Annotated in this window: 26 protein-coding genes and 1 pseudogene; 15 read left to right on the top strand and 12 right to left on the bottom strand. The window is 70.9% G+C overall.

Features of this window, described 5'->3' with window-relative positions:
• Positions 1 to 239: 239 nt before the first annotated feature.
• Together AC5L3X_RS29875 and AC5L3X_RS29870 are read right to left on the bottom strand one after the other, a co-directional pair.
• Positions 240 to 575, bottom strand: a complete 336-nt coding sequence (locus AC5L3X_RS29875; RefSeq protein ID WP_189128648.1) for a cupin domain-containing protein — start codon at positions 573 to 575, stop codon at positions 240 to 242.
• A gap of 122 nt (positions 576 to 697) precedes the next feature.
• Positions 698 to 844, bottom strand: coding sequence for a DUF6203 family protein (locus AC5L3X_RS29870; RefSeq protein ID WP_494861354.1), 147 nt, complete (start codon positions 842 to 844; stop codon positions 698 to 700).
• Between the two features lie 165 nt (positions 845 to 1,009).
• On the opposite strand from AC5L3X_RS29870, the gene AC5L3X_RS29865 reads away from it, so the two are divergent.
• The 4 genes from AC5L3X_RS29865 (at position 1,010) to AC5L3X_RS29850 (ending at position 6,719) form a co-directional block, all read left to right on the top strand.
• The gene (locus tag AC5L3X_RS29865) at positions 1,010 to 2,905 is read left to right on the top strand and encodes an ABC transporter ATP-binding protein (RefSeq protein ID WP_494861353.1); all 1,896 of its coding nucleotides are present in this window, start codon (positions 1,010 to 1,012) and stop codon (positions 2,903 to 2,905) included.
• Positions 2,905 to 4,725 carry an ABC transporter ATP-binding protein gene (locus AC5L3X_RS29860; RefSeq protein ID WP_494861352.1) on the top strand — a complete coding sequence of 607 codons (1,821 nt, stop codon included), beginning with the start codon at positions 2,905 to 2,907 and terminating at the stop codon, positions 4,723 to 4,725. The genes AC5L3X_RS29865 and AC5L3X_RS29860 overlap by 1 nt, the downstream gene beginning before the upstream one ends.
• Positions 4,726 to 4,900: 175 nt before the next feature.
• A complete protein-coding gene (locus AC5L3X_RS29855) occupies positions 4,901 to 5,338 on the top strand; it encodes a VOC family protein (protein WP_494861351.1) in 438 nt (145 codons plus the stop codon).
• 106 nt (positions 5,339 to 5,444) lie between these two features.
• A complete protein-coding gene (locus AC5L3X_RS29850) occupies positions 5,445 to 6,719 on the top strand; it encodes a hypothetical protein (protein ID WP_494861350.1) in 1,275 nt (424 codons plus the stop codon).
• 132 nt (positions 6,720 to 6,851) lie between these two features.
• On the opposite strand, the gene AC5L3X_RS29845 is transcribed toward AC5L3X_RS29850, so the two are convergent.
• The 3 genes from AC5L3X_RS29845 to AC5L3X_RS29835 are packed head-to-tail and all read right to left on the bottom strand — an operon-like array spanning position 6,852 to position 8,686.
• Positions 6,852 to 7,619: a MauE/DoxX family redox-associated membrane protein gene (locus AC5L3X_RS29845; protein WP_494861348.1), complete on the bottom strand. Its 768-nt coding sequence runs from the start codon at positions 7,617 to 7,619 to the stop codon at positions 6,852 to 6,854.
• A 10-nt stretch (positions 7,620 to 7,629) separates the two neighbouring features.
• Positions 7,630 to 8,226: a cell wall protein gene (locus AC5L3X_RS29840; protein WP_189128653.1), complete on the bottom strand. Its 597-nt coding sequence runs from the start codon at positions 8,224 to 8,226 to the stop codon at positions 7,630 to 7,632.
• 10 nt (positions 8,227 to 8,236) lie between these two features.
• Positions 8,237 to 8,686 (bottom strand): RlpA-like double-psi beta-barrel domain-containing protein, encoded by a 450-nt coding sequence (locus AC5L3X_RS29835; protein WP_494861346.1) that lies wholly within the window; start codon positions 8,684 to 8,686, stop codon positions 8,237 to 8,239.
• A 249-nt stretch (positions 8,687 to 8,935) separates the two neighbouring features.
• Here AC5L3X_RS29835 and AC5L3X_RS29830 point away from each other — a divergent pair, with 249 nt between their 5' ends.
• On the top strand, positions 8,936 to 9,115 hold the full coding sequence (locus tag AC5L3X_RS29830) for a hypothetical protein (protein ID WP_494861344.1): 180 nt from the start codon (positions 8,936 to 8,938) through the stop codon (positions 9,113 to 9,115).
• A gap of 132 nt (positions 9,116 to 9,247) precedes the next feature.
• Here the strand turns inward: AC5L3X_RS29830 and AC5L3X_RS29825 are convergent, their stop codons facing one another.
• The 3 genes from AC5L3X_RS29825 to AC5L3X_RS29815 form a co-directional block, all read right to left on the bottom strand.
• Positions 9,248 to 9,634 (bottom strand): TraR/DksA family transcriptional regulator, encoded by a 387-nt coding sequence (locus tag AC5L3X_RS29825; protein ID WP_494861342.1) that lies wholly within the window; start codon positions 9,632 to 9,634, stop codon positions 9,248 to 9,250.
• A 31-nt stretch (positions 9,635 to 9,665) separates the two neighbouring features.
• The gene (locus AC5L3X_RS29820) at positions 9,666 to 10,625 is read right to left on the bottom strand and encodes an RpnC/YadD family protein (protein ID WP_494861340.1); all 960 of its coding nucleotides are present in this window, start codon (positions 10,623 to 10,625) and stop codon (positions 9,666 to 9,668) included.
• Between the two features lie 129 nt (positions 10,626 to 10,754).
• The gene (locus tag AC5L3X_RS29815; protein ID WP_494861339.1) at positions 10,755 to 11,999 is read right to left on the bottom strand and encodes an MFS transporter; all 1,245 of its coding nucleotides are present in this window, start codon (positions 11,997 to 11,999) and stop codon (positions 10,755 to 10,757) included.
• A 99-nt stretch (positions 12,000 to 12,098) separates the two neighbouring features.
• Between AC5L3X_RS29815 and AC5L3X_RS29810 the strand changes: the two genes are divergently transcribed.
• Positions 12,099 to 12,701 carry a CGNR zinc finger domain-containing protein gene (locus AC5L3X_RS29810; protein WP_494861359.1) on the top strand — a complete coding sequence of 201 codons (603 nt, stop codon included), beginning with the start codon at positions 12,099 to 12,101 and terminating at the stop codon, positions 12,699 to 12,701.
• Positions 12,702 to 12,751: 50 nt separating this feature from the next.
• On the opposite strand, the gene AC5L3X_RS29805 is transcribed toward AC5L3X_RS29810, so the two are convergent.
• Positions 12,752 to 13,153 (bottom strand): MerR family transcriptional regulator, encoded by a 402-nt coding sequence (locus AC5L3X_RS29805; RefSeq protein WP_494861338.1) that lies wholly within the window; start codon positions 13,151 to 13,153, stop codon positions 12,752 to 12,754.
• Between the two features lie 77 nt (positions 13,154 to 13,230).
• Here AC5L3X_RS29805 and AC5L3X_RS29800 point away from each other — a divergent pair, with 77 nt between their 5' ends.
• Positions 13,231 to 13,896 carry an SDR family NAD(P)-dependent oxidoreductase gene (locus AC5L3X_RS29800; RefSeq protein ID WP_494861337.1) on the top strand — a complete coding sequence of 222 codons (666 nt, stop codon included), beginning with the start codon at positions 13,231 to 13,233 and terminating at the stop codon, positions 13,894 to 13,896.
• 42 nt (positions 13,897 to 13,938) lie between these two features.
• Here the strand turns inward: AC5L3X_RS29800 and AC5L3X_RS29795 are convergent, their stop codons facing one another.
• Together AC5L3X_RS29795 and AC5L3X_RS29790 are read right to left on the bottom strand one after the other, a co-directional pair.
• Positions 13,939 to 14,808, bottom strand: coding sequence for an ABC transporter permease (locus tag AC5L3X_RS29795; RefSeq protein WP_494861335.1), 870 nt, complete (start codon positions 14,806 to 14,808; stop codon positions 13,939 to 13,941).
• Positions 14,795 to 15,748: an ATP-binding cassette domain-containing protein gene (locus AC5L3X_RS29790; RefSeq protein ID WP_189129207.1), complete on the bottom strand. Its 954-nt coding sequence runs from the start codon at positions 15,746 to 15,748 to the stop codon at positions 14,795 to 14,797. The genes AC5L3X_RS29795 and AC5L3X_RS29790 overlap by 14 nt, the downstream gene beginning before the upstream one ends.
• 168 nt (positions 15,749 to 15,916) lie before the next feature.
• Here AC5L3X_RS29790 and AC5L3X_RS29785 point away from each other — a divergent pair, with 168 nt between their 5' ends.
• The gene (locus AC5L3X_RS29785) at positions 15,917 to 17,014 is read left to right on the top strand and encodes a DegT/DnrJ/EryC1/StrS family aminotransferase (protein ID WP_494861332.1); all 1,098 of its coding nucleotides are present in this window, start codon (positions 15,917 to 15,919) and stop codon (positions 17,012 to 17,014) included.
• Between the two features lie 4 nt (positions 17,015 to 17,018).
• Positions 17,019 to 17,609, top strand: a complete 591-nt coding sequence (locus tag AC5L3X_RS29780) for a dTDP-4-dehydrorhamnose 3,5-epimerase family protein (protein ID WP_494861331.1) — start codon at positions 17,019 to 17,021, stop codon at positions 17,607 to 17,609.
• Between the two features lie 175 nt (positions 17,610 to 17,784).
• On the opposite strand, the gene AC5L3X_RS29775 is transcribed toward AC5L3X_RS29780, so the two are convergent.
• Complete coding sequence (locus AC5L3X_RS29775; RefSeq protein WP_494861329.1) at positions 17,785 to 18,471, bottom strand: SDR family NAD(P)-dependent oxidoreductase; 687 nt, start codon at positions 18,469 to 18,471, stop codon at positions 17,785 to 17,787.
• Between the two features lie 345 nt (positions 18,472 to 18,816).
• Between AC5L3X_RS29775 and AC5L3X_RS29770 the strand changes: the two are divergent.
• The 6 genes and pseudogenes from AC5L3X_RS29770 to AC5L3X_RS29745 all read left to right on the top strand — a co-directional run.
• A pseudogene (locus tag AC5L3X_RS29770) lies at positions 18,817 to 19,086 on the top strand (AfsR/SARP family transcriptional regulator); the annotation flags it as partial.
• Between the two features lie 15 nt (positions 19,087 to 19,101).
• Positions 19,102 to 20,682, top strand: coding sequence for a BTAD domain-containing putative transcriptional regulator (locus AC5L3X_RS29765; protein WP_494861358.1), 1,581 nt, complete (start codon positions 19,102 to 19,104; stop codon positions 20,680 to 20,682).
• A gap of 106 nt (positions 20,683 to 20,788) precedes the next feature.
• Positions 20,789 to 21,853: a glucose-1-phosphate thymidylyltransferase gene (locus AC5L3X_RS29760; protein ID WP_494861327.1), complete on the top strand. Its 1,065-nt coding sequence runs from the start codon at positions 20,789 to 20,791 to the stop codon at positions 21,851 to 21,853.
• The gene (locus tag AC5L3X_RS29755) at positions 21,850 to 23,607 is read left to right on the top strand and encodes an acetyl-CoA carboxylase carboxyltransferase subunit alpha (protein WP_494861325.1); all 1,758 of its coding nucleotides are present in this window, start codon (positions 21,850 to 21,852) and stop codon (positions 23,605 to 23,607) included. The genes AC5L3X_RS29760 and AC5L3X_RS29755 overlap by 4 nt, the downstream gene beginning before the upstream one ends.
• Positions 23,586 to 24,173 carry an acetyl-CoA carboxylase biotin carboxyl carrier protein gene (locus AC5L3X_RS29750; protein ID WP_494861323.1) on the top strand — a complete coding sequence of 196 codons (588 nt, stop codon included), beginning with the start codon at positions 23,586 to 23,588 and terminating at the stop codon, positions 24,171 to 24,173. The genes AC5L3X_RS29755 and AC5L3X_RS29750 overlap by 22 nt, the downstream gene beginning before the upstream one ends.
• Positions 24,173 to 25,522: an acetyl-CoA carboxylase biotin carboxylase subunit gene (locus AC5L3X_RS29745; protein ID WP_494861321.1), complete on the top strand. Its 1,350-nt coding sequence runs from the start codon at positions 24,173 to 24,175 to the stop codon at positions 25,520 to 25,522. The genes AC5L3X_RS29750 and AC5L3X_RS29745 overlap by 1 nt, the downstream gene beginning before the upstream one ends.
• Positions 25,523 to 25,546 lie beyond the last annotated feature (24 nt).

The following is a 25,546-nucleotide window of genomic DNA, read 5'->3' as shown; positions in this document are numbered from 1 at the left end:
GCCCTGCCCCTGACCACCAACCCCTTCATGGACGACCACATCATCTACGCGATCGTGATGGTCGGCCTGGCCCTGGCTGGCGCCGGCACCACGCTCGGCCTGGGCAACCTGCCGATCGTCCAGCGCAACCCGTACCTCAAGTGATCGGCCCCGCCGATGCCCACCCCCCGGTGGGCATCGGACCGCATCCCCGACGCCCCGCCCCTGATCCAGGGACGGGGCGTTCTCGTCGGGTACGCTCAGGCCAGGCGCTTGGCCACGGTGAGCAGGACGGCGGCGTCCTCCAGGGCCTCCAGGCTGTGGCGCTCCTGCGGGATCTCCAGAAGGTCGCCGGCCAGCCCGTCGCGGGTCTCGTCGCCGCCGCGCAGACGTACCCGTCCGCGCAGCACCAGCAGCGTGGCCTCGCCCGGGTTCTCGTGCTCGGCCAGCGACGTGCCGGCCGTCAGGACGAGGAGCGTCTGACGGAGCGCGTGCTCGTGGCCGCCGTAGAGGGTTTCGGCGCTGCGCCCCGACGTGGCCGCCGTGGCGCGCTCCATGTGGTCCAGTACGAGCGCGTCCAAAGGGATCTTCCGCATGTTCACGAGTCTGCACCACCTCCCTGCCGATCACCCCATCCAGGTCCGCGTTTCACCTCCCGGGCCCGCCGGCTGCGGTGAACGGCGGGTGCCGTGAACGGCGGGCGCCCTGAAGGCCCGGCTCAGCGCCGCCCGCGGCCGCGCTTGTCCTGCCGCTCGGCGCGTTGCCTGCGGCGACGTCCCAGTAACCAGGCCAGCCCGACGACGGCCAGGCCGATGGGGGTGCGTGCCAGCCAGCGCGCGACGACGACTTTGAGGAAGTTCTTCATGGGGACCACCTCTGCCCCGCTGAGAGGCGGGTAAAGCTGCCCGGACATCCATCACCAGGACCTCGCCGGCCCGGTCCCGGCGAAAACGGTTGGGAATCTGTCGGAGGCCGGTGATAGGAACAGGGGCGTTCTTTCTCCTCTTTTCCTGCGGCCGGGGGGCTCGCCGTGACCACCAGCAGTTCGGAGTTCTCCGTTTCCGGTCCGCGCTACAACGGGCGCGGTCCGGTGCGCTGGCTCTGGTCCCACCTGCGCCGCCATCCGCTCCACCTGGTCGGTTTCCTCGGCGGGTCGCTCGTCATGGTGGTGCTCAACGCCCTGGTCCCCCAGCTCACCGGCGAGGCCTTCGACGCCGTGCTGGGAGAGCGGGGCGAGCCGCGCGCCGCGCTGGGCCTGCTCACGCTGGCGCTGCTGGCGATCGTGTCGGCCCGTGGGCTGTTCGATCTGGCCGCCCGGCTGTCGAGCGAGGTGCTGGCCAAGCGGTTGGAGCGCGACGCCCGTGACGAGCTCTACGTGAGCCTGCTGGGCAAGAGCCAGACCTTCCACAACCGGCAGCGGGTCGGCGATCTGATGGCCCGGGCGGCCAACGACATCCGGCAGCTCTCCATCATGGTCACTCCAGGGTTCGACCTGATCGTCGACTCCGGCCTCAACGGCCTGGTGCCGCTCTTCTTCATCGGCATGATCGACCCGCGGCTGCTGCTGGTGCCCTGCGTCTTCGCGGTCACCTTCGTGATCGCGCTCTGGTTCTACATGCGCCAGCTCAACCCGGTGGCCACGCGCATGCGTGAGCAGTTCGGCGACCTCAACGCGGGCCTCAACCAGGCTGTGCGCGGCATCGAGGTGATCAAGGTGACCGCGCAGGAGGAGCAGGAGCGGCTACGGTTCCGGTCCTACGCGCGCCGCTACCGCGACTCATTCGTCCGCAACGGCCTGGTCCAGGCCCGCTATCTGCCCACTCTGCTGTTCGCCTTCGCGATGGCCGGGGCGCTGTGGCACGCCCTCCACCTCCATGCCGCGGGGGCGATCACCATCGGCGAGTTGGTGGCCTTCATGGGCCTCATGGGCATGATGGGCTTCCCGACGCAGATCTCGATCTTCACGTTCTCGCTGGTCCAGCTCGGCGTCGTGTCCTCCCGCCGGATCCTCGACATCGTCAACGCCGAGACCGAGCTGGAGCAGCGGGCCGACGGCCACGCCGCGCCCATCACCGGCGAGATCGTCTTCGACGACGTGACGTTCGGCTACGGAGAGGGCGACCCGGTGCTGCGCGGGGTGACGTTCACCGTGCGGCCAGGCGAGACGGTGGCGATCGTCGGCGAGACGGGCTCCGGCAAGAGCACGCTGACCAAGCTGGTGCCCCGCATCTACGACGTCACCTCGGGCCGGATCCTGGTCGACGGCGTCGACGTGCGCGACTGGGACCTCGACTCGCTGCGCTCGCAGATCTCCACCATCGAGCAGGACATCGTGCTCTTCTCCCGTTCAGTCGCCGCCAACATCGCCTTCAGCCTCGGCCAGCGGGCCGATCGCGAGGCCGTGGTCAGGGCGGCCGAGGACGCGCAGGCCGCCGAGTTCGTCGCCGAGCTCGACGACGGCTACGACACGGTCATCGGCGAGCGCGGCGTCACCCTGTCAGGAGGCCAGCGCCAGCGCCTGGCCATCGCGCGGGCGTTGCTGACCGACCCGGCGATCCTGGTGCTCGACGACTCGACCAGCGCCGTCGACTCCGCCACCGAGGACCGCATCCAGCAGGCGATCGGCCGCATCCTCGACGGGCGCACCACGCTGCTGATCACCCATCGCCTCTCCCAGATCCGGTGGGCCGACAAGGTCCTGCTGCTGCGGCGCGGCGAGCTGGTCGACTACGGCACCCATGACGAGCTGATCGAGCGCAGCCGCCTCTACCAGCGGATCTTCGCCCACTACGACGAGGTCGCGGACCCGGCCGAGTCGTCCTCGTCGACGGCTCGCCAAGGCCAGGCCGGGGCGTCCTCGTCGGCGGCTCGCCGGGATCAGACCGAGCCGCCGGTCCTGGCGAGCGAGCAAGGAGGGGTGCGCTGATGGGCTTCGTCATGGACGGCCTCGACGCCGAAGACTACGACCGCAGCTACGACGACCGCGATCTGCTGCGCCGGATCCTGTCCTACTTCCGGCCGAAGCTCGGGTCGATGCTCCTGGTGGCCGTCATGATCGTGCTGGTCTCGGCGACCCAGGCGGCCATGCCGCTGCTGGCCAGCTGGGGCGTCGACGCGATCGCCGACGGCACCATCGCCGACGTGGGGTGGCGGATCACGGCGGGGCTGCTGCTCGCCGGGGCGCTCGGCTGGCTGTTCACCTTCGTCCGGCAGTGGTACAGCGCGCGGGTCACCGGCGACGTCGTGCTCCGCCTGCGTGAGGACGCGTTCGACGCCGTGCTCGAACGCGACCTGTCCTTCTACGACGAGACGCCGTCAGGCAAGATCGTCAGCCGGGTGACCTCCGACACCGACGACTTCGCCACCGTGTCCACGCTCACGATGGACCTGATCAGCCAGGTGCTGATGGTGGGGTTCGTCACGGTCCTGTTGTTCCTGCGCAGCGTCGAGCTGGCCCTGCTGACCCTGCTGGTGGTGCCGGTCGTCGTGGGCATCGCGCTGCTCTTCCGGCGGCTCGCCCGCATCAGCACCCGCACGGCCCAACGTTCGCTGAGCCGGGTCAACGCCAACCTGCAGGAGACCATGGGCGGCATCGCCGTGGCCAAGAACTTCCGCCAGGAGCGGCAGGTCTACGACGAGTTCCGGCCCATCAACCAGCAGAGCTACCGGGTGACCCTCAGGCAGGGGTTCGTCTTCTCCGCCATCTTCCCGGTGCTCTTCCTCGTGGCCGGGCTCGCCACCGTCGCGCTGGTCCAGCTGGGCGGCACCTCGGTGCTCGGGGGCGGCCTTTCGGCCGGCGACTGGTACCTCTTCCTGCAGGGCGTGTCGCTCTTCTGGTTCCCGCTGACGTCCATCGCCGCCTTCTGGTCACAGTTCCAGCAGGGCCTGTCGGCGTCCGAGCGGGTCTTCGCCCTGATCGACGCCCAGCCGCGGGTCGTCCAGACGGACGCGCGGGTCCCCGGCAGGCTGGCGGGCCGCATCGAGTTCCAGAACGTCACCTTCGGCTACGACGCCGCCAGCCCCGTGCTCCGCGACTTCGACCTGCTCATCGAGGCCGGCGAGTCCGTGGCCCTCGTCGGTCACACCGGCGCGGGCAAGTCCACGCTCAGCAAGCTGATCACCCGGTTCTACGAGTTCCAGGAAGGCCGCCTGCTGATCGACGGCCACGACATCCGCACGCTCTCCCTGGGCCACTACCGCAGGCAGATCGGCGCGGTCCCGCAGGCTCCGTTCCTGTTCAGCGGCACCGTCGCCGACAACATCCGCTACCCGAGGCCCGACGCCGGCGAAGAGGAGGTGGCCGCCGCCGCGGCCGCGGTCGGCGGCGGCGACTGGGTCGACGCCCTCCCGCAGGGCCTGCTGACCGATGTCGGCGAGCACGGCCGGGCGCTGTCCATGGGCCAGCGCCAGCTCGTCGCGCTGGCCCGCCTGCTCATCCAGGACCCGGCGATCGTGGTGCTCGACGAGGCCACGGCCAGCGTCGACCCGCTGACCGAGGCCCAGATCCAGGAAGGGCTCGACGTGGTGCTGGCCGGCCGCACCTCGATCGTCATCGCGCACCGGCTGTCCACGATCGAGCACGTCGACCGCATCATCGTGCTCGACCACGGCCAGATCGTGGAGGAAGGCGACCACGCGACGTTGCTGGCTCGGGGCGGCCGCTACTGCCAGGTCTACAACACCTACTTCCGGCACCAGTCGCCCCACTATCGCGCCGGCTCGGGGTTCGTCGCCGTAGGCGACTGATACCTCCCGTTCCTCGTGGAGATCGTGGATCTCGGCGCAGGTGGGGGCGCGCGGTGGTGAGCATGCCGCCTTGCGGGCCGTTGACTTCCGCCGGTCCGCGCCGGCACCTCGCGTTTAATCACCGACCTGGCGTGCAGGTTCCATGCGGCGAAAGGCAGGCTGATCACGAGGGGTGGTGGTCGATGTGGTCGACCGGGAAAGCGTGCCCACGTTCTGTCAGGTGGTGCTCGACTGCACCGATGCGAGGGCTTTGGCGGAGTTCTACCGATCTCTGCTGGGTCTGGTCTATCGGCCCGGTGACGAGCCGCCGGAGGCAGGGGGCGCCGATGAGCGTGGCCGCGACTGGCTGGTGCTGAGGACTCCTGAGGGCACCCCGCAGCTGGCCTTCCAGCAAGTCGACCGACTGCCCGAGGCGACTTGGCCGGAAGACCGGGTGCCACAGCAGTTGCACCTGGACCTGACCGTGGACTCGGTCGAGAGCTTGGACGTTCAACACGAACGCGTCCTGCGTCTCGGCGGCCGGTTGCTGCTGGACCGCAGCGATGATCCCGAGGAGCCCCTCCGCGTCTACGCCGACTTGGCCGGCCATCCGTTCTGCGTTTTCGTCGGCTGATAGGGGTGCCGCGCCGCTCACCCGACCGCAGCGAGAGGGAGCGGTGGCCGGAGAAGCGGCCCTGGACGATGTCGCCGTCGTCGCGGACGGGGCCTAGCATCGGCGGATGCCCGCGATCTCGTCGGCCACGCGCCGGATACCGCGCTGGTCGCTCCGGCTGGTGGCCGCCGTGGTCAGCGTCTGCGCCCTGGCGGGCGCGGTGCGGCTCGTCGTCCCCGCCACGGCGGGGCCGGCCGGCGAGCCCTCCGGGGTCCGGCGGCAACTGGAGTTCCTGCGTTCGGCGCTGGACGGCGGCGCCGCCGACGAGGCGCAGCAACTGTTCCCGGAAGGCTATTTCTTCCTGCACGCGTTGTACGGCCTGAGCTGGGTCGAACTCGGCCTGCGCGAACCGGCCGCCGGACGCACGGTCGCGCTCGGCGAGGCCCGCTGGGCGTTACGACGGCTGGACTCGCCCTCCGGCCGCGCCCCGTTCAGCCCCGACCTCGTCCCGCCGTACGGCGTCTTCTACCAGGGCTGGACCAACTGGCTGCGCGGCGGAGCGCTGAGCCTGCAACCGGCCGGGCAGCGCGACCCGGCTGAGCTGCGCCGGTTCGCCGTCGACTCCGCCGCCCTCGGCCGGGCGTTCGGCGCCTCCGGATCACCGTTCCTGGCGGCGTACCCGGAGCAGGCCTGGCCGGTCGACTCCACGGTGGCGGTGGCGTCGCTCCGGCTGCACGACACGCTGCTGCCGCCGCGGTTCGCCGGCACCGTCGAACGGTGGCTCCGAGACGTACGTGAGCGGCTCGACCCGCGCACCGGGCTGATGCCGCACCGCGCCGATCCCGCCACCGGCGAGCCGATCGAGGTGGCCAGGGGCACCTCGCAGAGCATGATCCAGCGCTTCCTCGCCGACATCGACCCCGCCTTCGCCGCGGAGCAGTACCTGCGCTTCCGTGACCGGTACGTCGTCACGCCACTCGGCCTTGGGCCGGCCGTGCGGGAGTACCCCGACGGCCTGGACGGCCCGGCCGACGTCGACTCCGGCCCGCTCCCGCTGGGCGTGAGCCTGTCGGCGACCGCCGTCACCCTCGGGGCCGCCCAGGTTCACGGCGACGCCCCGCTCGCCGGCGCGCTGGCCAACTACGGCGAGCTGGCCGGCCTGCCGATCGGCACCCCGTGGACCAAGAGGTACGCCTTCGGCCTGCTACCGATCGGCGACGCGTTCCTCGCCTGGTCGAAGACCGCACGGCCGTGGGTGGCGGGTACGCCGGACCCGCCGTCGGCGACTGTCTCGTGGTGGTGGCGGATGCCGCTGCTGTCGATGCTGTTCGTCGTCGGCGTCGCTCCCTGGGTGCCGGCGCTGCTGCGGTGGCGGCGCCGTACGCGTGCCGGTACTCGCTGAGCGGTAGCTGAGCGGGACTCGCGCTGAGTGGCGCCTGCTGAGCGGGACCCGCTGAGAGCCGACGCGAAAGCGGCCTGTAGAACCGGAAAGGCGGCCCGCAGAAACCGCGAAAGCGGTCAAGCCGGGACTTGGTCAGGCGAGGGCCGCCTCGTCGACCAGGGCGACCCTGATGGCCGCCGGATCGTCGCCGGCGAGGGGGACGGCGAAGACCGCCGACCGCTCGCGCGCGCCGTAGACCAGGAACCGCACGCCGTCCTCGTCCCACGTCTCGCGTACGTCCGAAGTGAGCCGGGCCGACGCCGAGCAGTACGCTGGGCTGCGCAGGAGCAGGTGCAACGTGGTCTCCAGCGGGACGTCCCCGGGCGGGGGAGCGGCGAGCGGGCGGCGCAGCCGTACCAGGAGGCGGCGTGACGGGGTGAGCCAGTAGCGGTCCAGCTCGGCTGAGAGGCCCAGCAGGATCACGACCTCCAGCAGGACGAGAGGCGCGAGCGGCGGGTACGGCCCCGCCCCGATCGCCACGAGCCCGGCGGCGAGCAGGACGCCCGCGCGGAGGAAGGCGCGCAGGTCCACCGGGCGGGAGTGCGTGCCCAGGCAGCCGCACGACGAGGTGGGCGCGGCGACGTACGCGTAGCTGAGGTAGGCGAGGAAACCGGCCGCGAGCAGCGCGGCGGCCACGCCGTCGAGAGGGTGGACCGGCGGCAGCAGCAGCGCGGCGGCCACCGCCAGCTCGACCAGGCCGACGAGCCGGAGCGCCGGGACCGCGCGCGTCGCGCCGGTCAGCCGGGCCAGGGCGGTCTGCCCGGCCTGTGCCCGCATCCGCCGGCTGAGCAGCTTCATCAGGCCTGCCCAGATGAGGAAGACAGCGATCACGTACGGCTGCGACGCGGCGATCCCGTGCATCTGCTGGCTCCTAGTGAGGGGAGAAGACGGTTGCGATGTCGACTTCGTTCGTGTCCGGACGCCAGGCGCCCAGGATCTGCACGTGCTGGCTCACTTTCAGCATCGACAGGTCCGACGTGGCCGGCGACTCGGAGTGGATGGCGACGGACTTGCCGGCCACGACGTGGCACAGCACCTCGTGCCCGTTGTGGTCAAGGTGGATGGTCTGGCTGGTGATGTTCTTGATGTGGCCCTTGATGTTGACGATGTTGAGCCACACCGCCTCGGCGGCGAGCATCCCATCGGGCATGCGTACGCCCCTGGCGTACAGGCCGTCGCCCGGCTTGGCCTGATCGAACCCGACCGGTCCCAGCTTCCACAGGCTCGTGCCGTCGACGACCCTGATGGTGTGGAACACCATGTTCGAGCCCAGGACGAGCAGGGTGTTCTCCTTGATCGAGCGGATCCGGCCCTCGGCGAAGTTGGGGTCGGGGGTGCCGGGCTCGATCGCGGGAGCCGTGGTGGCGAAGGCCGCCTCGGGGCCGAGCGAGCCCAGCGCGGTCGCGGCGACGACGCCCGCGCCACCGCCGAGCACGGCCGACTTGAGCAGATCTCTTCTGCTGCGCATCGTTCGCCTCCTACGCGGCCGAGATCTCGCACGGCCGCAGGCCGGTGGAGAGACTGGCGATCTGGCTGTACGCGGCCGGCGTGAGGTCGATCAGCCGGTTGCTCGCGCAGGTCGCGCCGCAGCAGCTCCGTTCGCCGCAGAACAGGTCGGTCTGCGGGCCGCAGTCGGCGATGGCGGTGACGACGCTGACGCCGCTGCACAGCGCCGTGGTGCGGTGGCGGAAACCGCAGGTCCTGCGGGACAGGCCGACACCGCAGCTGTCAGGGCGGGTGATCGCCCAGCAGGCGTCGGACGTGTTGGGCCAGGCATGCTGCATGCTGCCCGAGTTGCAGGTGCCACAGGCTCCCTTGCCGGTGCTGCTGCACGGGCCCCAGGCGGTGCCGCAGCAGAACCAGGAGACCTCTCCTTGGACGGGGCCGAGTAAGTCGGCGGGCGGGTCGGGTGACGTGCTTCGCGACATGCGCGTCCTCCTTGGGTGAGCTCTGAACGATCTCAGCGAGGCTTGAAGCTTTCCGACTCGATCTATGAGTACCATGTAAGGATTTTTCGTCAATGCCCGATCTGTCCCGGAGGCGAAAGTCGAATCAGCCGACGATGAGCGATCCCAGGCATGGCCGGTGTGTTGTCGCTGATCAGGCGCAAGTGGCCTGAGTTGTGGGGTTAAGTCAGATTTAAGGGCGTTGCAAGAGTGACGCGATGGAATGTGGGCATGACGAACGAGAAGAAGACTGGCGGCTTCACACGCGCGGGCCGCCGAATCATCGCGGTTGCCGTGGTCGCCGCAGCCTCCTTGACCATCCTCGGCAGCGCAGCCCAGGCCAGGCCAAGTGACGGCTGGTACCGCTGCTGGATTTCGGACCACGGCTGGATGTGGTGCAAGGACGTCTAAGAGACGTTCTCGTCGCACCGGCGCAAGGCCCGCGCCGAGTGAGGCATCGGATCCCCGGCACGACCTTCGGCGGTCGTGCCGGATCTGTTCTCATCGCAGGAGACCGGTACGAGGTCCCGCGGTGGGGCCCGATCAGCGGCGGCGGGAGGCGCAGCTCACGCAGGTTTTGCTGGCCGGGAGGACCTTCAGACGCTCGATGGGAATGGGCTGCCCGCACTTCGCGCAGGTCCCGTAGGTGCCATCGCGTAGCCGCTCGGAAGCGAGATCCAGCTCGGCGAGGTGAGTCAGGGCCTGATCGAGCAGGGCCTGGACGTGGGCCCGCTCGAACGCCGTGGACGTGCCCTCGGGGTCGTGCTCGTCGTCGGAGGCCGTCAGCGCCGACGATGTGACGATCTCGTCCCGGTCGCGGCCCAGCAGGGCGACACGGTCCGTGGTCCGGCGACGGTCGGCGTCAAGCAGCTCACGTATGGTCGCCTGCTCGGAGGGGGAAAGCGCGGCGGCCCGATGCTGTTCGGTCATCACGGCTCCTCACCTTCCCCACCAAACTGTGTTAGCGGTCCTGGCCCCGTGGGTCGTCGAACAGGTCCTGGAGGGTCTGGGCGGTCACCGCGCGGGTGGCCCAGGTTTCGAGTTGGTCCAGGTCGGTGCAGGCGGCGATTCGGGTGCGTGATTCGTCTGGAACGTCGAACCCGCGGGCTTTCAGCAAGAGCAGCACCAGCCTGGCAGCCTCTTCGGCTTTGCCTTCCGCTTTCCCTTCGGCTTTCCCCTCGGCTTTCCCTTCGGCCTTCCCTTCGGCTTTGCCCAGGGTTTGGCCCTCTTCGAGGCCGCGGCCGTAGTGTTCGCGGGCGAAGGGACTGTACACGGGCCAGGCGGTGGACGTCATGATTTCCTCCAGAAGGCGCCGTATTGCGGGCGCGGCCATGCTGTAAGCGTATTCATAGTACTTCGGAGCGTGTTCGTCGTGCAGTTCGGCCAACGCCATGGCGAACGCCTCGATGACCTTGCGATCACCGCCGTGGACCATGACCGCCAGGGCCGACAGCCCTGGGTTGGCCGCGGCCTCGTGAGGGTCGGTGATGGCCGGAATGCCGTCCGGACCGAGCACCTGGCACTGGAGGCGATAGCCGGTCAGCCCGGAGTCGATCGGCTGTGCGTAGTGGGCGGCGGCTGCACGGTCGGGGCAGACCATCAGGACCGTGACGTCACAGCCCAGCAGCAGCCACAGCGCGGCGGCATAGCGGGCGAGCTGCCGGGGATCCTTGGACTTGTCCTGCTGGATCTCCACGATGATGGCGTGCGCGGGGCTTCGTGGTGGCCCCAGGACGAGGACCAGGTCGGCCTCGAAGTCGTCTGAGGGGCGTGTGTTGAATGTGCGGTCCTCCAGCCGAATCAGCGGAGTCGCGGGAATCTCCACCCCCATGAGGTCGCGCAAGATCTCCACCGCCAGTTGGGGGCGGTCACTGAACAACTGGACGAGGGCGTCATGTCGGGGGGACGGCATGTCGCTCATTGTGACACGACAATTGCCTAGCGTGACATCAGTGTCATGGCTCGCCTTGTTCCTTGGTGATCGCAGTGGGCGCCTCGCCGATGTGGGCGCATGGGGGCCGGTCGTGCCGCGCTCGTGGAGGCGGCGCCGTCACGCGACCGGCTGCGCGATCTGCGGGGTCTGTTCGGGCTCGACCGCCGCCGACAGGTCCGTACGGAGCGCGTACGGGATGAACGCGGCCAGGATGACGACGGCGAGCACGGTGGCGATGACGAACACCGTTCGCACGCCCCAGAGTTCGGCCGCCAGGCCGGCCAGGGCTGCGCCGGCCGGGATGACGCCCCAGCTGAGCACGCGCGAGGCGGCGTAGACGCGGCCGAGCAGGTCGGGCGGTGACAGGTTCTGCCGGATGGTGGCGACCAGGATGCGCCAGACGCTGGAGCCCGCCCCGGCGACCACCGCGCCCGAGGCCACGCTCCACGCCGGGCCGTCCGCGGCCACGGGGGCCACCAGCAGGACGGTGCCGGCGGCGTCGGCGATCAGCAGCCTGGTCACGCCGAACCTGCGGCGCAGCCGCTCCACCACCGTCGACGCGAGCAGGCCGCCGACGGCCATCGCGGTCAGCATGAGGCCGTACTGCGCCGTGCTGAGGCCGAGCGGGCCAGGGGAGACCGCGTACACGACGAGCAGGGCGGTCGCCACGGCCCAGGGGATGTTCATGGCGGCGGTGAAGAGGGTGAGGGTCCGCACGACCGGCTGCCGCCAGAGGTGGCGGAAGCCCGCGCCCACTCCGCCGCTCGCGGTGCGTGCCGCGACGGGCGGGCGGCGCAGCGTCATCGCCAGGACGCCGGCGACGGCCAGTACGTAGAGCGCCGCGCTCGCGCCGGTGGCCAGCGCGAGGGTGGCCGCGGCCAGCAGGCCCGCGAGGGGCGGACCGGCGAGCTGGTTGGTGAGGTTGATGGTCGCCTCGATGCGGGCGTTGGCCCGGTTGCGGACGGCGGGCTCGGTGACCACCGGGATGGTCGCCGTCAGCGCGGTGTCGACGAGGGTCTCGGCGGCGCCGAGCAGCACGGCCCCGGCGAGGATGAGCGGCAGCGACAGCGTGCCGGTGAGGTGGGCCGCGGTGAGGCCGGCCAGTACGAGGGCGCGGACCACGTTGACGCCGATGAGGACCGTGCGACGGTCGACGCGGTCGACGATCCAGCCGGCGTGCAGCCCGAAGACCGGCCAGGCCAGCGTCAGCGCCGCGGTGACGGCGGCGACCCCGCCGGGGGACGCGTCGACGGCGAGGGCCAGCAGCGGGAGCACGAACAGCGCCATGCCGTCGCCCAGGTTCGCGGCGCCGGTGCCGAACCACAGCGCGTTGAACGGGCGGCCGAGTGGGATGGGGCGCATGACGGTTCTTACCTTTCAAATGGTGTTGATCGGTTGTAGCCTGGCGTCTACCGGACTGACCTGTCAACGGCATTTGATCGGTGAGATAGTGGTGTGGTGATGGATGTCGAGCTGGTTGGCAACGCGCTCTGCCTGGACTTCGCCAACACGGTCAACGCCCGTCCGGTGGCGCGGAGCGACTGGCTGGCCGGCGAGGAGGAGGCTTCTACCTGGGCCCGCGCCGCGGGGCATCCGATCGAGGACGCGGCCGGGCTCGCGGTCGCGCTGCCTGCCGCGAGGGAGCTCCGGGAGGCGGTGTTCCGGGTGTTCCAGCCGCTCGCGCACGGCGAGCGGCCACCGCGCGCGGACCTGGATGCCGTCGCCGTCGTTCACGCCGATGGCGTCACGCGCGGCCACCTCGCCGCCGGGCCGAGCGCCGTTGAGCTGAGCGCCGCTGGGCCGAGCGCCGTTGGGGCGAGCGGGAGCGGGCACTACCGGTTCGCGTGGGACGGGCCGCGGACGGCGCGGGTGCTGCTCTGGGAGGTTGCCGCGTCCGCGGTGGAACTCCTCGGCCATGGGCCGCTTGGGCGGCTGGGCGAGTGCCCGTCGTGCTGCTGGCTCTTTCTCGACACGAGCCGGAACAACCGCCGCCGCTGGTGCAGCATGACCACCTGCGGCAGCCGCGACAAGTCCCGCCGCTACTACGCGACCCGGCCCACCTGACGTTCGCCGGCGCGGCTGCCGGAGCGCCCGAGCCGCCACCTTGGGCAGTTCTAGCGTGCCACGTGACCTGCGGGTTTTCGCCTCACATCTGCTGCCTGTCGTGGAGCCGCGTCGAGGATCGCGTCCAGCATCTCCTGTGAACTCTGGAGCCGCGTGATCATCTTGGCGAGGTGAGCGCGTTCGCGCCGCAGGTCCTCGATGAAGGTCGGGCAGTCGGACGGCACGAGCAGTTCGTCACCGCCTTGCACGCAGTGCAGGCCCCGGGCGATGACAGCGGTGGGGAGCCCGGCGGCGAGCAGGGTGCGGATGTTGCGCACCGTCGCGATGTCCGCCTCGGTGTATTCGCGGTAGCCGTTGGTCAGCCGGACCGGCCTGAGGAGACCCTGCTCCTCGTAGTAGCGCAACAGCCGCCTGTTCACCCCGGTCTCGTGAGCCAGGTCGCCGATCCGCATCGAGTCCCTCCTCCTTGACCTTCACATGGATGTGACGGCTTACCGTCACGAGTATCGCTGATCCAGAAGCAAGGAGTATGTCGGTGTCGGGTGCCGTGATCATTGGTGCAGGTCCGGGGATCGGACAGGCGGTGGCTCGTCGGTTCGCCAGGGAGGGGCTGCCGATAGCGCTGATCGCCCGGAGCGACCGGACGTTGCGCGCCGCGGCCGAGGCGGTCGCTCCCAGTGGTGTCCCCGTTGTCACGTTGGAGGCCGATAGCACGGACCAGGCCGGGCTGAACGTCGCGCTCGACGGAGTCGTCCGCGAGCACGGCGTGCCGGACGTCGTCGTGTACAACGCCGCGATCATCCAGGCGGACGCGCCGGGCGAGCTGTCGGTACGCGGTCACATGGAGGCCTGGGCGGTGAACGTGGTCGGCGCGCTCAACGCCGCGGCTCACCTCGCGCCCGCCATGGCGGCCCGCGGGAACGGAACGATCCTCATCACGGGCGGCATGCCCGAGCCCAAGCCGCAGTATGTGAGCCTCTCCCTGGGCAAGGCAGGTGTGCGTACCCTGGTCACGCTGCTCGACCAGGAGTACGGCCCTGCCGGGGTTCACGTGGCGAGCGTCACCGTGGCCGGTCCGGTCGCCCCGGGTACGGACTTCGACCCTGACGACATCGCCGAGCACTACTGGCATCTGCACACGCAGCCACGACACCAGTGGACCTGGGAAGCTCTGCACGCCGGATCCCCACGATGACCGGCACCGGGGCCACGGAGGTTCTCACCAGCCGCGGGGTCCTCATCCGCGACGGGCCGAGCGGCGGAAGGCGAGCAGGGACAGTGGGATGAAGATCGCGATCAGCGCCAGTGACCAGATCAGGGCGGCGACGACCGGATGCTCCAGCGGCAGCCGGTCCGGGGCGGCCATGCCGAGCGGGTTGCCGAACAGGCTCCTGGCCGCGGCGACGACCGCGGTGACGGGGTTCCACGCCGCCACGACCTGGAGCCATTCCGGCATCGAGGCGATCGGGACGAACCCGTTCGAGACGAACCCCAGCGGCAGCACCCACAGCAGCCCGGCCGTGCTGGCCACCTCGGGGCTGCGCACCGACAGGCCGATGGCGATGCCCACCCACGTCATCGCGTAGGCGAACAGCAGCAGCACGCCCAACCCCGCCGCGGTGGACAGCACGCCGGTGTGCGTCCGCCAGCCCACCAGCAGACCCACCAACGCCAGCACGCCGGTCACCAGGACGGCGCGCACCAGCTCCGCGTTGGCCCGCCCGATGAGCACCGCCACGTTGGCCATCGGCAGCGCGCGGAAACGGTCGATGACTCCTCTGCTCATGTCCATGGCCAGGCCGGTGCCGGTGCCGACGCCCATGAAGGCCAGGGTCTGGGCGAAGACCCCCACCACGACGTACTCCTTGAACGGCCCGCCGCCGGGCAGCGGGATCGCGCCGCCGAAGACGTAGCTGAACAGCAGCACGAAGATGATCGGCTGGGCCAGGTTGTAGGCCAGTTCGTCCGGAACGCGGCCCATGCGCAGCAGCCCGCGCTTGGTCATCACGGCGCAGTCGCGCAGCGCCAGGCCCAGGCCCGTGGGCGCGGTGCCCAGGTCGGTCGCGGTCAGGCTCGTGGGTGCGGTGCCCGGGTCAGTCACGGTCATGCTCGTCCGCCTTCCTGGTCAGGGCGAAGAAGACGTCGTCCAGCGTCGGCCGGCGTACGGTGAGGTCGGCGACCTCGACGCCGCCGGTGTCCAGCTCCCTGATCACGTCCGCCAACCGGCTCGCGCCGCCCGGCAGCACCGCCGTCACGCGCAGCGTGTCCTCGTCGGCCTTCGGCTCGGCGAGGCCGGCCGCGGCCAGCGCGGCCATCGCGGGCGGCAGGTCGGAGGCGTAACGCACCGCCACCTCAAGGTGGTCACCGCCGACGCGGTCCTTCAGTTCGGCCGGCTTGCCCGTCGCGACCTCGCGCCCTTGGTCGATGACCACGATGAGGTCGGCGAACTGGTCGGCCTCCTCCAGGTACTGGGTGGTGACCAGCGCGGTCGTGCCCTCCTTGACCAGGTCCCCCAGCACTCGCCACACCTCCGCCCTGCCGCGAGGGTCGAGGCCGGTCGTGGGCTCGTCGAGGAACAGCACACGGGGAGCGGCCAGCAGCGCCACCCCCAGGTCCAGGCGGCGCCGCATGCCGCCCGAATAGGTGCGCACCGGACGGTCGGCGGCGCGGGTGAGGTCGAAGCGTTCGATCAGTTCCTCGCTGCGGGCCCGGACCGCCGCCGGTGTCATGCGGGCCAGCAGACCGAAGATGTTCAGGTTCTCCCGGGCCGTCAGGTACTCGTCGACGGCCGCGTACTGTCCCGCGAGGCCGACGACCCGGCGGACCGCCTGGGCCTCGCGGGCCACGTCGAAACCGCACACGCGGGCGTGGCCGCCGTCCGGACGCAGCAGCGTCGCCAGGATGCGCACCAGCGTGGACTTGCCCGCCCCGTTGGGCCCGAGCAGGCCGAGCACCTGTCCTTCGGGGGCGTGCAGATCGAGACCGTCGAGGGCGAGGACCGAGCCGTACCGCTTCACCAGCCCTTCCGCCTGGATGCCGCCGTTCATGGCGCGCTCCGCGCGGGGGCCGGGCATCTGAGAGCGTTCATGCGTGGCAGCCTGGCCCGGACCGCTCGAGCCCGGGTGGTGCGCGCCGCTCCACGCGGACTCGCGGGGCTCGACCGAACGTCCAGAAGGCCTCGAACCACCGCTGCGACCGTGACCGCCATGATTCCCATGTTCAAGGTTGCCATGTCCGAGCAGGCCCCGGCGGCGGTCGCGGACGTGCTGGCCAGCGGGCACATCGGGCAGGGCGCGAAGGTCGACGAGTTCGAGGACGCGCTGCGCTCGCGGGTGGGCAACCCCCGCCTGGCCACGGTCAACAGCGGCACCGCCGGCCTGCAGATGGCCCTTCGGCTGGCCGGCGCGGAAGGCGGCGAGGTGCTGAGCACCCCGCTGACGTTCGTGGCTACCAACTGGGCCATCATGGCCGCCGGGCTGCGCATCCGCTGGGTCGACCTCGACCCGTCCACGCTCAACGCCGACCTGGACGACCTGGCGGCCAAGGTGTCGCCCGAGACGACGGCGATCATGGTGGTCCACTGGGCCGGTTACCCGGTTGATCTGGCCAGGGTGGCGGCCATCGCCGACGAGTGCGAGCGCCGCCACGGCAGGCGGCCGGCCATCATCGAGGACTGCGCACAGGCGTGGGGGGCCACGTACGCGGGACGACCGCTGGGCAACCACGGCAACCTGGCCGTCTACAGCTTCCAGGCCATCAAGCACATCACCTGCGGAGACGGCGGCCTCGTCGTCTTCCCCGACGACGACAGCAACCGGCGGGGCCGCCTGATGCGCTGGTTCGGCCTCGACCGCGACCCGGGCGCCCTGCCCAGGCCCGAGCAGAACGTCGCCGAATGGGGCCTGAAGTTCCACATGAACGACATCAGCGCGGCCATCGGCCTGGCGAACCTGGACGGGGTCGACGAGCGTGTCCGGCGGCACCGCGCCAACGCCGCCTACTACGACAGGGAGCTGAAGGACGTGGCCGGCCTGGAGCTGACCCGGCCGGTGGCCGGCAGCGAGCCGTCCTACTGGGTCTATCCGGTCAAGGTGAAGCGCAGGGACGACTTCGTCGCCCGGCTGGCGGCGGGCGGCATCGCCGCCGGCCAGCTCGATCCGCGCAACGACCGGCACGCCTGCGTGGCCGCGTACGCCGAGCCGCTGCCGAAGCTGGACGCGGTCCACGACCAGATCGTGTGCCTGCCCGTCGGCTGGTGGCTGTCGGAGCAGGACAGGGAGCACATCGTGAACACGATCAAGTCTGGATGGTGACGCCGTGAGCACATCAGTCGAACCGTTGCGGATCGAAGGGTCCTTCCTCGTCAAGCCGGAGATCTTTCCCGACGAGCGCGGGCACTTCCTGGAGATGTTCCAGCAGCGCGCCGTCGAGGGACCGGCCGGCGGCCCGATGCCGGTGGCGCAGGTCAACTGCTCGGTCTCCCGGCGGGGGACGATCAGAGGTGTGCACTCCTGCGAGACGCCGCCCGGCCAGGCCAGGTACGTCACCTGTGTGAGCGGGGCCATCCTGGACGTCATCGTGGACATCCGGCCCGGATCGCCCACGTACGGGGAGCACGTGGCGGTGCCGCTGGACGAGTACTCCCGGCACGCGGTGTACCTCGCCGAGGGGCTGGGGCACGCGTTCGCGCCGCTCAGCGAGCAGGCCACCGTGGTCTATCTCTGCTCCACCGCCTACAACCCGGGCGGGGAGATCTGCGTCAACCCGCTGGACCCGGAGCTGGCGCTGCCATGGGCGGCCTCGCCGCGGATCCTGTCGGACAAGGACGCCAAGGCGCCGACGCTGCGCGAGGCCGAGGCCGCCGGGCTGCTGCCGGTCTACGCGGGCAGCACGCTGATCCGGGCGTAGCGGCAGGTGCCGTTCAGCGCGCTCGTCCCGCGCGTAGCGGCACGTCCTGGTCAGCGCGCTCGTCCGCGCGTGACAGCACCTACCGGGAGCACGCGTACCAGCACGTACGGGGCCGCCGGGCGACTGCCGCCCGGCGGTTCCTCGGCGGCCCTGCCCGCTGCCCAGGTGGGCCGGGCTACCAAGGCGTCTCCTTCCGGCCGCGCAGGAAGACGCCGGAGGGGCCGTCGTCCGGGAGGGTGGCCGCCCACACGATGTCCTCCGCGGCCTGCTCCGGCAGCCGGTCGGCCTGCGGCCGCATCCGCGTGCGCACCTGGCCGGGGTTGACCGCGTTGACCAGCACGCCCGTGCCCGCCGTCTCGGCGGCCATGAGCACGGTCAGCGCGTTGAGCGCGGTCTTCGACACCGAGTAGCCCGGCGTGTGCGCCGAGAGCCCGTTGCTGAACGCGCCCGTGCCGCTGGAGACCATCACCACCCGGCCCCAGCCTCGCTCGACCATGCCGGGCAGGAAGGCCTGGCACATCCGCCAGGCGCCCAGAACGTTCACCTCGAACTGCCGCCTGACCAGCTCCACGGGCACGACCGACGGCGGGTGTCCCCAGTCGAGCTGGATCCCGGCGTTGTTGACCATGATGTCCACGGGGCCCACCAGATCGCGCACCCGCGCCGGAGCCTGCTCGTCGGTCACGTCGAGCACGGCGGCGCGCGCGTCACGGCCCAGCGCCGCCGCGGCGCGCTCGGCCTCCTCCGGATCTCTGGCCGTCACCACCACCCGGTGCCCCAGCGCGTGCAACCTGTCACTCACCGCGCGGCCGATGCCCCGGTTGGCACCCGTGACCAGGGCGATGCGGGTCTTCGCCGTCATAGGACGCTCCATTCGACCGTTGCTATCGCGCGATTGTGGCCACGATCGGTAGAGGATCGCTGGAGTCCGGCTGGAAATAGTTTCCGTCGTGACGGGAGGGCTTGATGGTTTTCTCTGCATGGAGATCGTGCTTATATCAGAACACCAGCACCTCTCCATGGCTGACTCCGACCATGGCGGGTGTTCGACTGGGGGAGCTCTAAGGAGGGCAGGAGCTGAGGAAACGAACGAGTGGTAAGCGCAAGAAGGCAGACGAAACACTGCCGCGCTCGGGGTATCACTCTTTGTGACACTCCGCTCTGCCGAGCGGCAGTCGCGTCTCCCTATTGAGAACCTGGGAAGGCGATGGATTTCCTTGTGCTGGGCCCGTTGGCCGTGCATGACCGTCAGGGTGTGGAGCTGACCCCGACGCCGCCGAAGGTCAGAGAAGTGCTCGCGTTGCTTCTCTTACGCAATCAAACACTCGTATTAACATCCGAGCTGGTCGATGAAATTTGGCCTGACAGCCCGCCGGTGAGCGCGTTGTCAACTCTTCAAACTTATATCTACAAGCTCCGCAATATGCTGTCGGAAGGTTACGGAGAGAGGTCAACTGTATTACGGACCAGGCCGCACGGCTACATGCTGGCGGTGCCTCAAGAAAGTATTGACTCGTTCCATTTCGAGAGGCTGACGACAGCCGGAAACGCCGCGCTCGCGGACGGTGATCTGGGTGCGGCGGCCGACCTGCTGAGTCAGGCCCTCTCGCTGTGGCGAGGGCCCGCTCTGGCCGACGTCACCGGCGGCAACCTGCTGTCGGCGTACGGGACGGCGCTGGAGGAGGGCCGGCTGCGCGCCCTGGAGCTGCGGATCGACGTGGACCTGCGGCTGGGACGGCACCGCAAAGCCGTCAGCGAGCTGAAGAGGCTGGTCAACGACCATCCGTTGCAGGAGGTCTTCCACACCCAGCTCATGCTGGCGCTGCACCGGTCCGGCCGCCGTCCCGAGGCGCTCGACGTCTATCAGAGGCTGCGTAACCTCCTGGTGGAGGAGCTCGGCGTGGAGCCGTCGAGCCGGGCGCAGTCCATGCATCAGGCGGTGCTCTCCTCGGCCAGTTCGCTGGAGGTGCGGGCCCCCGAGGGCACGATCACGATCAGCGTTCCCGACCGCCTGGAGGAGGAGTCCGCGCCGCCGCCCGCGCAGCTCCCGCCCGATGTTCTCGATTTCACCCCCCGGGCGGACCTGGAGCAGGTCGTGAACGGGCTGCTCAAGCCACGCAACGGGACCGCCCCGGCCGTCTCGATCAGCGGCATGACCGGTGTGGGCAAGACGGTGCTGGCCGTGCACGCCGCCCACCTGCTGCGCCAGGACTTCCCCGACGGACAGCTCTTCGCGCGGTTGCGAGGCAGCACCGGTGACCCGGCCGACCCGGCCGACATCCTGGCCGACTTCCTGCACGCCGCCGGGCTGGCCGAGGACCGCATCCCGACCGGCATGGAGGGACGCGTCGCCGCGTTCCGCACCTGGGTGGCCACCCGAAAGGTGCTCATCGTGCTCGACGACGCGGCCACCGCCGCGCAGATTCAGCCGCTGCTGCCGGGCTGCCCGCCCAGCGGCACCATCATCACGGGCCGTGCCGGGCTCAACGGGCTGGTCGGCGCGGCGCACGTACGGCTGGACCTGCCGACCGAGGACGACTGCGTCGAGCTCCTGCAGAACATCATCGGCCGGCCGCTCGCCGACGGCGAACGCCAAGCGGCCGAGGTGATCGCCCAGCTCTGCGGGCGTCTGCCGCTGGCGATCAGGGCGGTCGGCGCACGCCTGTCCTCCACCGGCTGGTCGCTCAAGAAGCTGGCCGAACGCCTGATCGTCAGCGGCAGGCGGCTGGACGAGCTGGTCTTCGCCGATCTCGACGTACGGGACCGGCTGCAGGAGAGCTACGAGCAGCTCGGCGAGGAGGAGCGGCGGTTCCTGCGCCTGCTCAGCCTCCTGCCGGGGCCGGTGTTCACCGCGCACGGCGTGGCCAACCTGCTGGAGTCGGACTCCGACTCCGTGGACAAGCTGCTGCTGCAACTCGTGGAGAACCACTTCCTGCGGGTGCTTCTGCAGAACGTCGATGAAATCGTATACACCATCCATGAGCTGGTCCGGTTCTTCGCCCAGGAGCAGGTCGAGCAGGAGCTCGGCTACCGCGAGCAGGAACGCCTGAACGGACCCTTCGAGCTGCCCTGACCCCCTCCAGCCGCGCTCGACCCGCTGGACGAGTGCGGCTCCATTGCTTCTCCAGCGCTGCCGGACAGCCTGCGCTTGTCCATGGCCTCGTCAGGCAGGAATATCCATGAAGGCTCTCGTCCTCGCGGGTGGGCGGGGAACCAGGCTGCGGCCCCTCACCCACACTGTCCCCAAGCAACTGGTGCCGGTGGCCAACAAGCCGGTGCTCCTGTACGGTCTGGAAGCCATCAGGGACGTCGGCATCACCGACGTCGGCGTGGTCGTGGGCGACCACGGACCAACGATCCGCGACGTGCTCGGCAACGGCGGCGCGCTCGGACTCGACATCACCTACCTGCACCAGCACGCCCCTCTGGGGCTCGCGCACTGCGTCATGCTGTCCCAGGACTTCCTCGGCGGCGCCGACTTCCTGCTCTACCTCGGAGACAACGTCATACTCGACGGGCTTGGCCCGTTGCTCGACGCGTTCTGGCACTCCAGACCGGACGCCCTGGTGATGACCGGCAAGGTCGGCAACCCCTCCGCATACGGGGTGGCGGAGGTCGGCCCCGGCGGCGTCGTCACCGGCCTGGCGGAGAAGCCGGCCGACCCGCGCAGCGACCTGGCCCTCATCGGCGCGTACGTCTTCTCCCCGGTCATCCACCAGGCCGTGCGCAGCATCCAGCCGAGCTGGCGCAACGAACGCGAGATCACCCACGCCATCGAATGGCTGATGCGCAACGGCTGGCGGGTGGAGGCGCACCTGCACGGCGGCTACTGGAAGGACACCGGCCGCGTCGAGGACCTGCTGGAGTGCAATCGGGCGGTGCTCGACACCGCCGAGCGGTCGATCAAAGGCCAGGTGGACGACTCCTGCGAGATCCGCGGCCCGGTCGTCATCGAGGAGGGGGCGCAGGTCAGCGGCTCCCGCATCATCGGGCCGGCGGCGATCGGCGGCTCGGCGGTGGTGCGCGACAGCCGCATCGGGCCGTACACCAGCATCGGCGCCGACTGCGACATCGTCGGCGCCACCATCGAGAACTCGGTGGTGTGCGACGGCAGCACCGTCCGCGGCAGCCTGCGCGACTCCCTGATCGGCCGACAGGCCAGGGTGAACGGCGACTTCGGACGGCCCGCCCGCCTGGTGTTGGGCGACCACAGCGAGGCCAGGCTGCACGAGGGCGCCTCATGACCGTCACCCTCGAAGCCACCTGGCTGATCTGCCCGGGCTGCTCCGACCTGGTCTTCCGGCCCAAGTACGAGCGTGGACTGCGGGTCTGCCAGGGCTGCGGCCACCATGCCAGGCTCACCGCCCGCGAGCGGCTGGACAGCCTGCTGGACCCCGGCTCGGAGAAGCCGGTCGAGACGGCCCTGCCGGTCGACGACCCCCTCGGCTTCACCGACACCCGGCCCTACACCGAGAGGCTGGCCACCGCGCGGGCCGGCACCGGCCTGCGTGAGGCCGCCCTCTGCGCCACCGGCACCATCGAGTCCCACCCCGTCGTGGTGGCCTGCCTCGACTTCGCCTTCGTCGGCGGCTCGCTCGGCTCCGGGGTCGGCGAGCTGGTCACGGTCGCGGCCGAGAAGGCGTTGGCCGAACGCGTGCCGTTGCTCGTGGTGACGGCCTCCGGCGGCGCGCGGATGCAGGAGGGCGCGCTGTCGCTCATGCAGATGGCCAAGTGCAGTCAGGCGCTGGCCCGCCTGGACGAGGCCGGGATTCTCACCGTCGCCCTGGTCACCGACCCGACGTACGGCGGCGTGGCGGCCTCGATCGCCACGCTGCCCGACGTGCTGATCGCCGAGCCCGGCGCGCATCTGGGGTTCGCCGGGCCGCGCGTCATCGAGCAGACCATCCGGCAGCGGTTGCCGGAGGGGTTCCAGACGGCGGAGTTCCTGCTGGCGCGGGGACTGATCGACGCGGTGGTGCCCAGGCCGGTGCTGCGCCGCGCCCTGGCCCGTCTGCTGGCGGCCGCCCGCCCGGACGGCACGGGCGCCCCGACGGGCGACGCAGCCCACCCGGCCGACCGGGCTGACCGGGCCGAGCGGGCCGGGGTCGAGCAGGTCGAGCCGACCAGGGCCGAGCGGGCCGGGCTCGTGCGGGACTCGGCGGCGCTGCCGCGGCGCCCCGCCTGGGAGGTGGTGCGGCTGGCCAGGGAACCGGCCCGCCCGACCACCCTCGACTACGCCGGCCTGCTCCTGGAGGACTTCACCGAGCTTCGCGGCGACCGCGCGGGCGCGGACTGTCCGGCGATCGTGGGCGGTATCGGACGCCTGTATGGCAGGGGTGTGATGCTCATCGGCCACCAGAAGGGGCACGACACCCAGGAACGCGTGAAGCGGAACTTCGGCATGCCGACCCCCGCCGGATACCGCAAGGCGGCCCGGCTCATGCGGCTGGCCGGCAAGCTCGGCCTGCCGGTGCTCACCCTCGTGGACACCCCCGGCGCCTACCCCGGCATCGAGGCCGAGGAGCAGGGACAGGCGTGGGCCATCGCCGAGAACCAGCGCCTGATGTCGGGCCTGCCCGTGCCCGTCGTCGCCGTCATCACCGGCGAGGGCGGCAGCGGCGGCGCGCTGGCGCTGGCCGTGGCCGATCGGGTGCTCGCCCTGTCCAACGCCGTCTACTCCGTCATCAGCCCCGAGGGATGCGCCGCGATCCTGTGGAAGACCGCCGCGGCGGCCCCGCAGGCCGCCGACGCGCTCGGCCTGGACGCCCGCGAACTGCTCCGGCACCGCATCGTCGACGCGGTCATCCCGGAGCCTGACGAGGGGGCGCACGAGGCCGCCTCACGTACCGCCGAGCGGGTCGGCAGGGCCGTACGGCAGGCGTTCGAGGAGCTGACCCCGTCGCCGGTCGCCGAGTTGGTCGAGGCGCGGCGGCGGCGCTTCCGCAGTTTTGGTGTCCCTTCGTCCGAGGAGTCGAGATGGCCGAACACGGAGACCTGATCGAGGCGGTGCACCGGCATGCCGTGGGGTTCGTCGAGTCGGTCGGCGGGCCGATCCGCCGGCTGAAGGTGACGGCGGGCGAGGTCACCCTCGAAGCGGAGTGGGCCGGCCCCGCCGACTCCGCCGACCCTGCCGCCCACGCCGGCCCTGCCGACCGGCGAGCCCCCGCGCCCCACGGCGCGACCTCCAACGGGCAGGGGCCGGACGGTGTGGTCTCGGGGGCGGCGCTGGTCGCCGCCACGGTGGACGCGCACGGGACCCGGGCCGCCGTGACGGCGGCGTCGCAGGGGGCCTCGGTCACCGTGAACGGAACCGCCGCCACGATGGCGTCGGTCATCCCGTCGCCCACGGTCGGCACCTTCTACCGCTGCCCGGAGCCCGGAGCCGAGCCCTTCGTCAAGGAGGGCGACCTGGTCACGCCCGGCCAGCAGGTGGCGATCCTGGAGGCGATGAAGCTGATGAACCCCATCCACGCGCTCACCGCCGGCCGGATCACCCGGATCCTCGTCGAGGACGCCGCCGCCGTCGAGTACGGTCAGGCGCTCTTCGCCCTTGAGGAGAGCTGATGTTCGGGACGGTCCTGGTCGCCAACCGCGGCGAGATCGCCCTCCGGGTGGTCCGGACCTGCAAGGAGATGGGCATCCGCACCGTCGCCGTCTACTCCTCGGCGGACGAGGACTCCCCGGTCGTCCGCATGGCCGACGAGGCCGTGCGGATCGGCCCGCCTCCGGCCAGACGCAGCTACCTGTACGCTCCGGCCATCCTTCAGGCCGCCCGCCTGACCGGCGCGGAGGCCATCCATCCCGGCTACGGCTTCGTGTCGGAGGACGCCGACTTCGCCGAGATGTGCCAGGCGGAGGGGCTGACGTTCATCGGGCCGCCGCCGGAGGTGCTGGCCATGCTGGGCGACAAAGCCGAGGCGCTGCGCGTGCTGTCGGCCGCCGGACTGCCGGTCCTGCCGGGCACGCACCGGCCGATCGCGAGCGCGGGGGAGGCCGTCGAGGCGGCGGCCGGCATCGGCTTCCCGATCATCGTCAAGGCCCTGTCGGGCGGCGGCGGCCGGGGCATGGCCATCGCCATGCGCCCGTCCGAGCTGCCCGAGGCGTACGCGCGGGCCCGCAGCGCCGCCCGGGCCGTCTTCGGGGACGAGCGCGTCTACCTGGAGCGGTACGTCGAGTCGGCTCGGCACGTCGAGGTGCAGGTGCTGGCCGGGCTCCACGGGCAGGTCCTGCACCTGGGCGCGCGCGACTGCTCGGTGCAGCGGCGGCGGCAGAAGCTCATCGAGGAGACCCCGGTGCCCGGCCTGCCCGAGGACGTGGCGGCCGAGCTGTGCGAGCGGACCGTCGAGGCGGCCCGTGCCGTCGGATACGTCGGGGCGGGGACGTTCGAGTTCCTGCTCGACGACGCGGGCGAGTTCCACTGCATCGAGGTCAACTGCCGCATCCAGGTCGAACACCCGGTCACCGAGCTGGTCACCGGCGTGGACCTGGTCCGCGAGCAGCTCCACGTGGCCGCGACCGGCACGCCCGGCATCACGCAGGACGACGTCCGGCTGAACGGCGCGGCCATCGAGTGCCGCGTCAACGCCGAGGATCCGGCTCGGGGCTTCCTGCCGACGCCCGGCACGATCGAGTCGCTGACGCTGCCGGCCGGGCCGTTCACCCGGGTGGACGACCACGTCCGGCAGGGCATGCGCGTCTCGCCCTTCTACGACCCGCTGCTGGCCAAGGTGAGCGTGTGGGCGCCCGACCGGGAGCAGGCCATCGCCCGCATGGAGCGGGCGCTGTCGGAGTGCGTCGTCACCGGTCCCGGCGTCAGCACCACGACCGCGTTCCTCGCCGGGCTGCTCGCCCACCCGCTCTTCCGGGACGGCAAGCACACCACGGCCCTGGCCGAGACCTTCGACCCGGCCTGACCGCGAGCCAGGCGCACCGAGAAA

This window comes from Nonomuraea sp. CX421 (assembly GCF_059358955.1).
Note: the sequence above shows the minus strand (reverse complement) of the source record. Positions and strands in the feature narration are given on the sequence as shown.

Excerpts from the sequence above, each read along its gene's own strand:
- AC5L3X_RS29755 (WP_494861325.1), top strand. The coding sequence starts at position 21,850 with ATGACCGTCACCCTCGAAGCCACCTGGCTGATCTGCCCGGGCTGCTCC.
- AC5L3X_RS29795 (WP_494861335.1), bottom strand. The coding sequence starts at position 14,808 with ATGACCGTGACTGACCCGGGCACCGCACCCACGAGCCTGACCGCGACC.
- AC5L3X_RS29820 (WP_494861340.1), bottom strand. The coding sequence starts at position 10,625 with ATGAGCGACATGCCGTCCCCCCGACATGACGCCCTCGTCCAGTTGTTC.
- AC5L3X_RS29805 (WP_494861338.1), bottom strand. The coding sequence starts at position 13,153 with ATGCGGATCGGCGACCTGGCTCACGAGACCGGGGTGAACAGGCGGCTG.
- AC5L3X_RS29775 (WP_494861329.1), bottom strand. The coding sequence starts at position 18,471 with ATGACGGCGAAGACCCGCATCGCCCTGGTCACGGGTGCCAACCGGGGC.
- AC5L3X_RS29810 (WP_494861359.1), top strand. The coding sequence starts at position 12,099 with ATGGATGTCGAGCTGGTTGGCAACGCGCTCTGCCTGGACTTCGCCAAC.
- AC5L3X_RS29860 (WP_494861352.1), top strand. The coding sequence starts at position 2,905 with ATGGGCTTCGTCATGGACGGCCTCGACGCCGAAGACTACGACCGCAGC.
- AC5L3X_RS29745 (WP_494861321.1), top strand. The coding sequence starts at position 24,173 with ATGTTCGGGACGGTCCTGGTCGCCAACCGCGGCGAGATCGCCCTCCGG.
- AC5L3X_RS29760 (WP_494861327.1), top strand. The coding sequence starts at position 20,789 with ATGAAGGCTCTCGTCCTCGCGGGTGGGCGGGGAACCAGGCTGCGGCCC.
- AC5L3X_RS29845 (WP_494861348.1), bottom strand. The coding sequence starts at position 7,619 with ATGCACGGGATCGCCGCGTCGCAGCCGTACGTGATCGCTGTCTTCCTC.
- AC5L3X_RS29875 (WP_189128648.1), bottom strand. The coding sequence starts at position 575 with ATGCGGAAGATCCCTTTGGACGCGCTCGTACTGGACCACATGGAGCGC.
- AC5L3X_RS29800 (WP_494861337.1), top strand. The coding sequence starts at position 13,231 with ATGTCGGTGTCGGGTGCCGTGATCATTGGTGCAGGTCCGGGGATCGGA.
- AC5L3X_RS29790 (WP_189129207.1), bottom strand. The coding sequence starts at position 15,748 with ATGAACGGCGGCATCCAGGCGGAAGGGCTGGTGAAGCGGTACGGCTCG.
- AC5L3X_RS29750 (WP_494861323.1), top strand. The coding sequence starts at position 23,586 with ATGGCCGAACACGGAGACCTGATCGAGGCGGTGCACCGGCATGCCGTG.
- AC5L3X_RS29840 (WP_189128653.1), bottom strand. The coding sequence starts at position 8,226 with ATGCGCAGCAGAAGAGATCTGCTCAAGTCGGCCGTGCTCGGCGGTGGC.
- AC5L3X_RS29785 (WP_494861332.1), top strand. The coding sequence starts at position 15,917 with ATGTTCAAGGTTGCCATGTCCGAGCAGGCCCCGGCGGCGGTCGCGGAC.
- AC5L3X_RS29870 (WP_494861354.1), bottom strand. The coding sequence starts at position 844 with ATGAAGAACTTCCTCAAAGTCGTCGTCGCGCGCTGGCTGGCACGCACC.
- AC5L3X_RS29835 (WP_494861346.1), bottom strand. The coding sequence starts at position 8,686 with ATGTCGCGAAGCACGTCACCCGACCCGCCCGCCGACTTACTCGGCCCC.
- AC5L3X_RS29815 (WP_494861339.1), bottom strand. The coding sequence starts at position 11,999 with ATGCGCCCCATCCCACTCGGCCGCCCGTTCAACGCGCTGTGGTTCGGC.
- AC5L3X_RS29825 (WP_494861342.1), bottom strand. The coding sequence starts at position 9,634 with ATGACCGAACAGCATCGGGCCGCCGCGCTTTCCCCCTCCGAGCAGGCG.
- AC5L3X_RS29850 (WP_494861350.1), top strand. The coding sequence starts at position 5,445 with ATGCCCGCGATCTCGTCGGCCACGCGCCGGATACCGCGCTGGTCGCTC.
- AC5L3X_RS29830 (WP_494861344.1), top strand. The coding sequence starts at position 8,936 with ATGACGAACGAGAAGAAGACTGGCGGCTTCACACGCGCGGGCCGCCGA.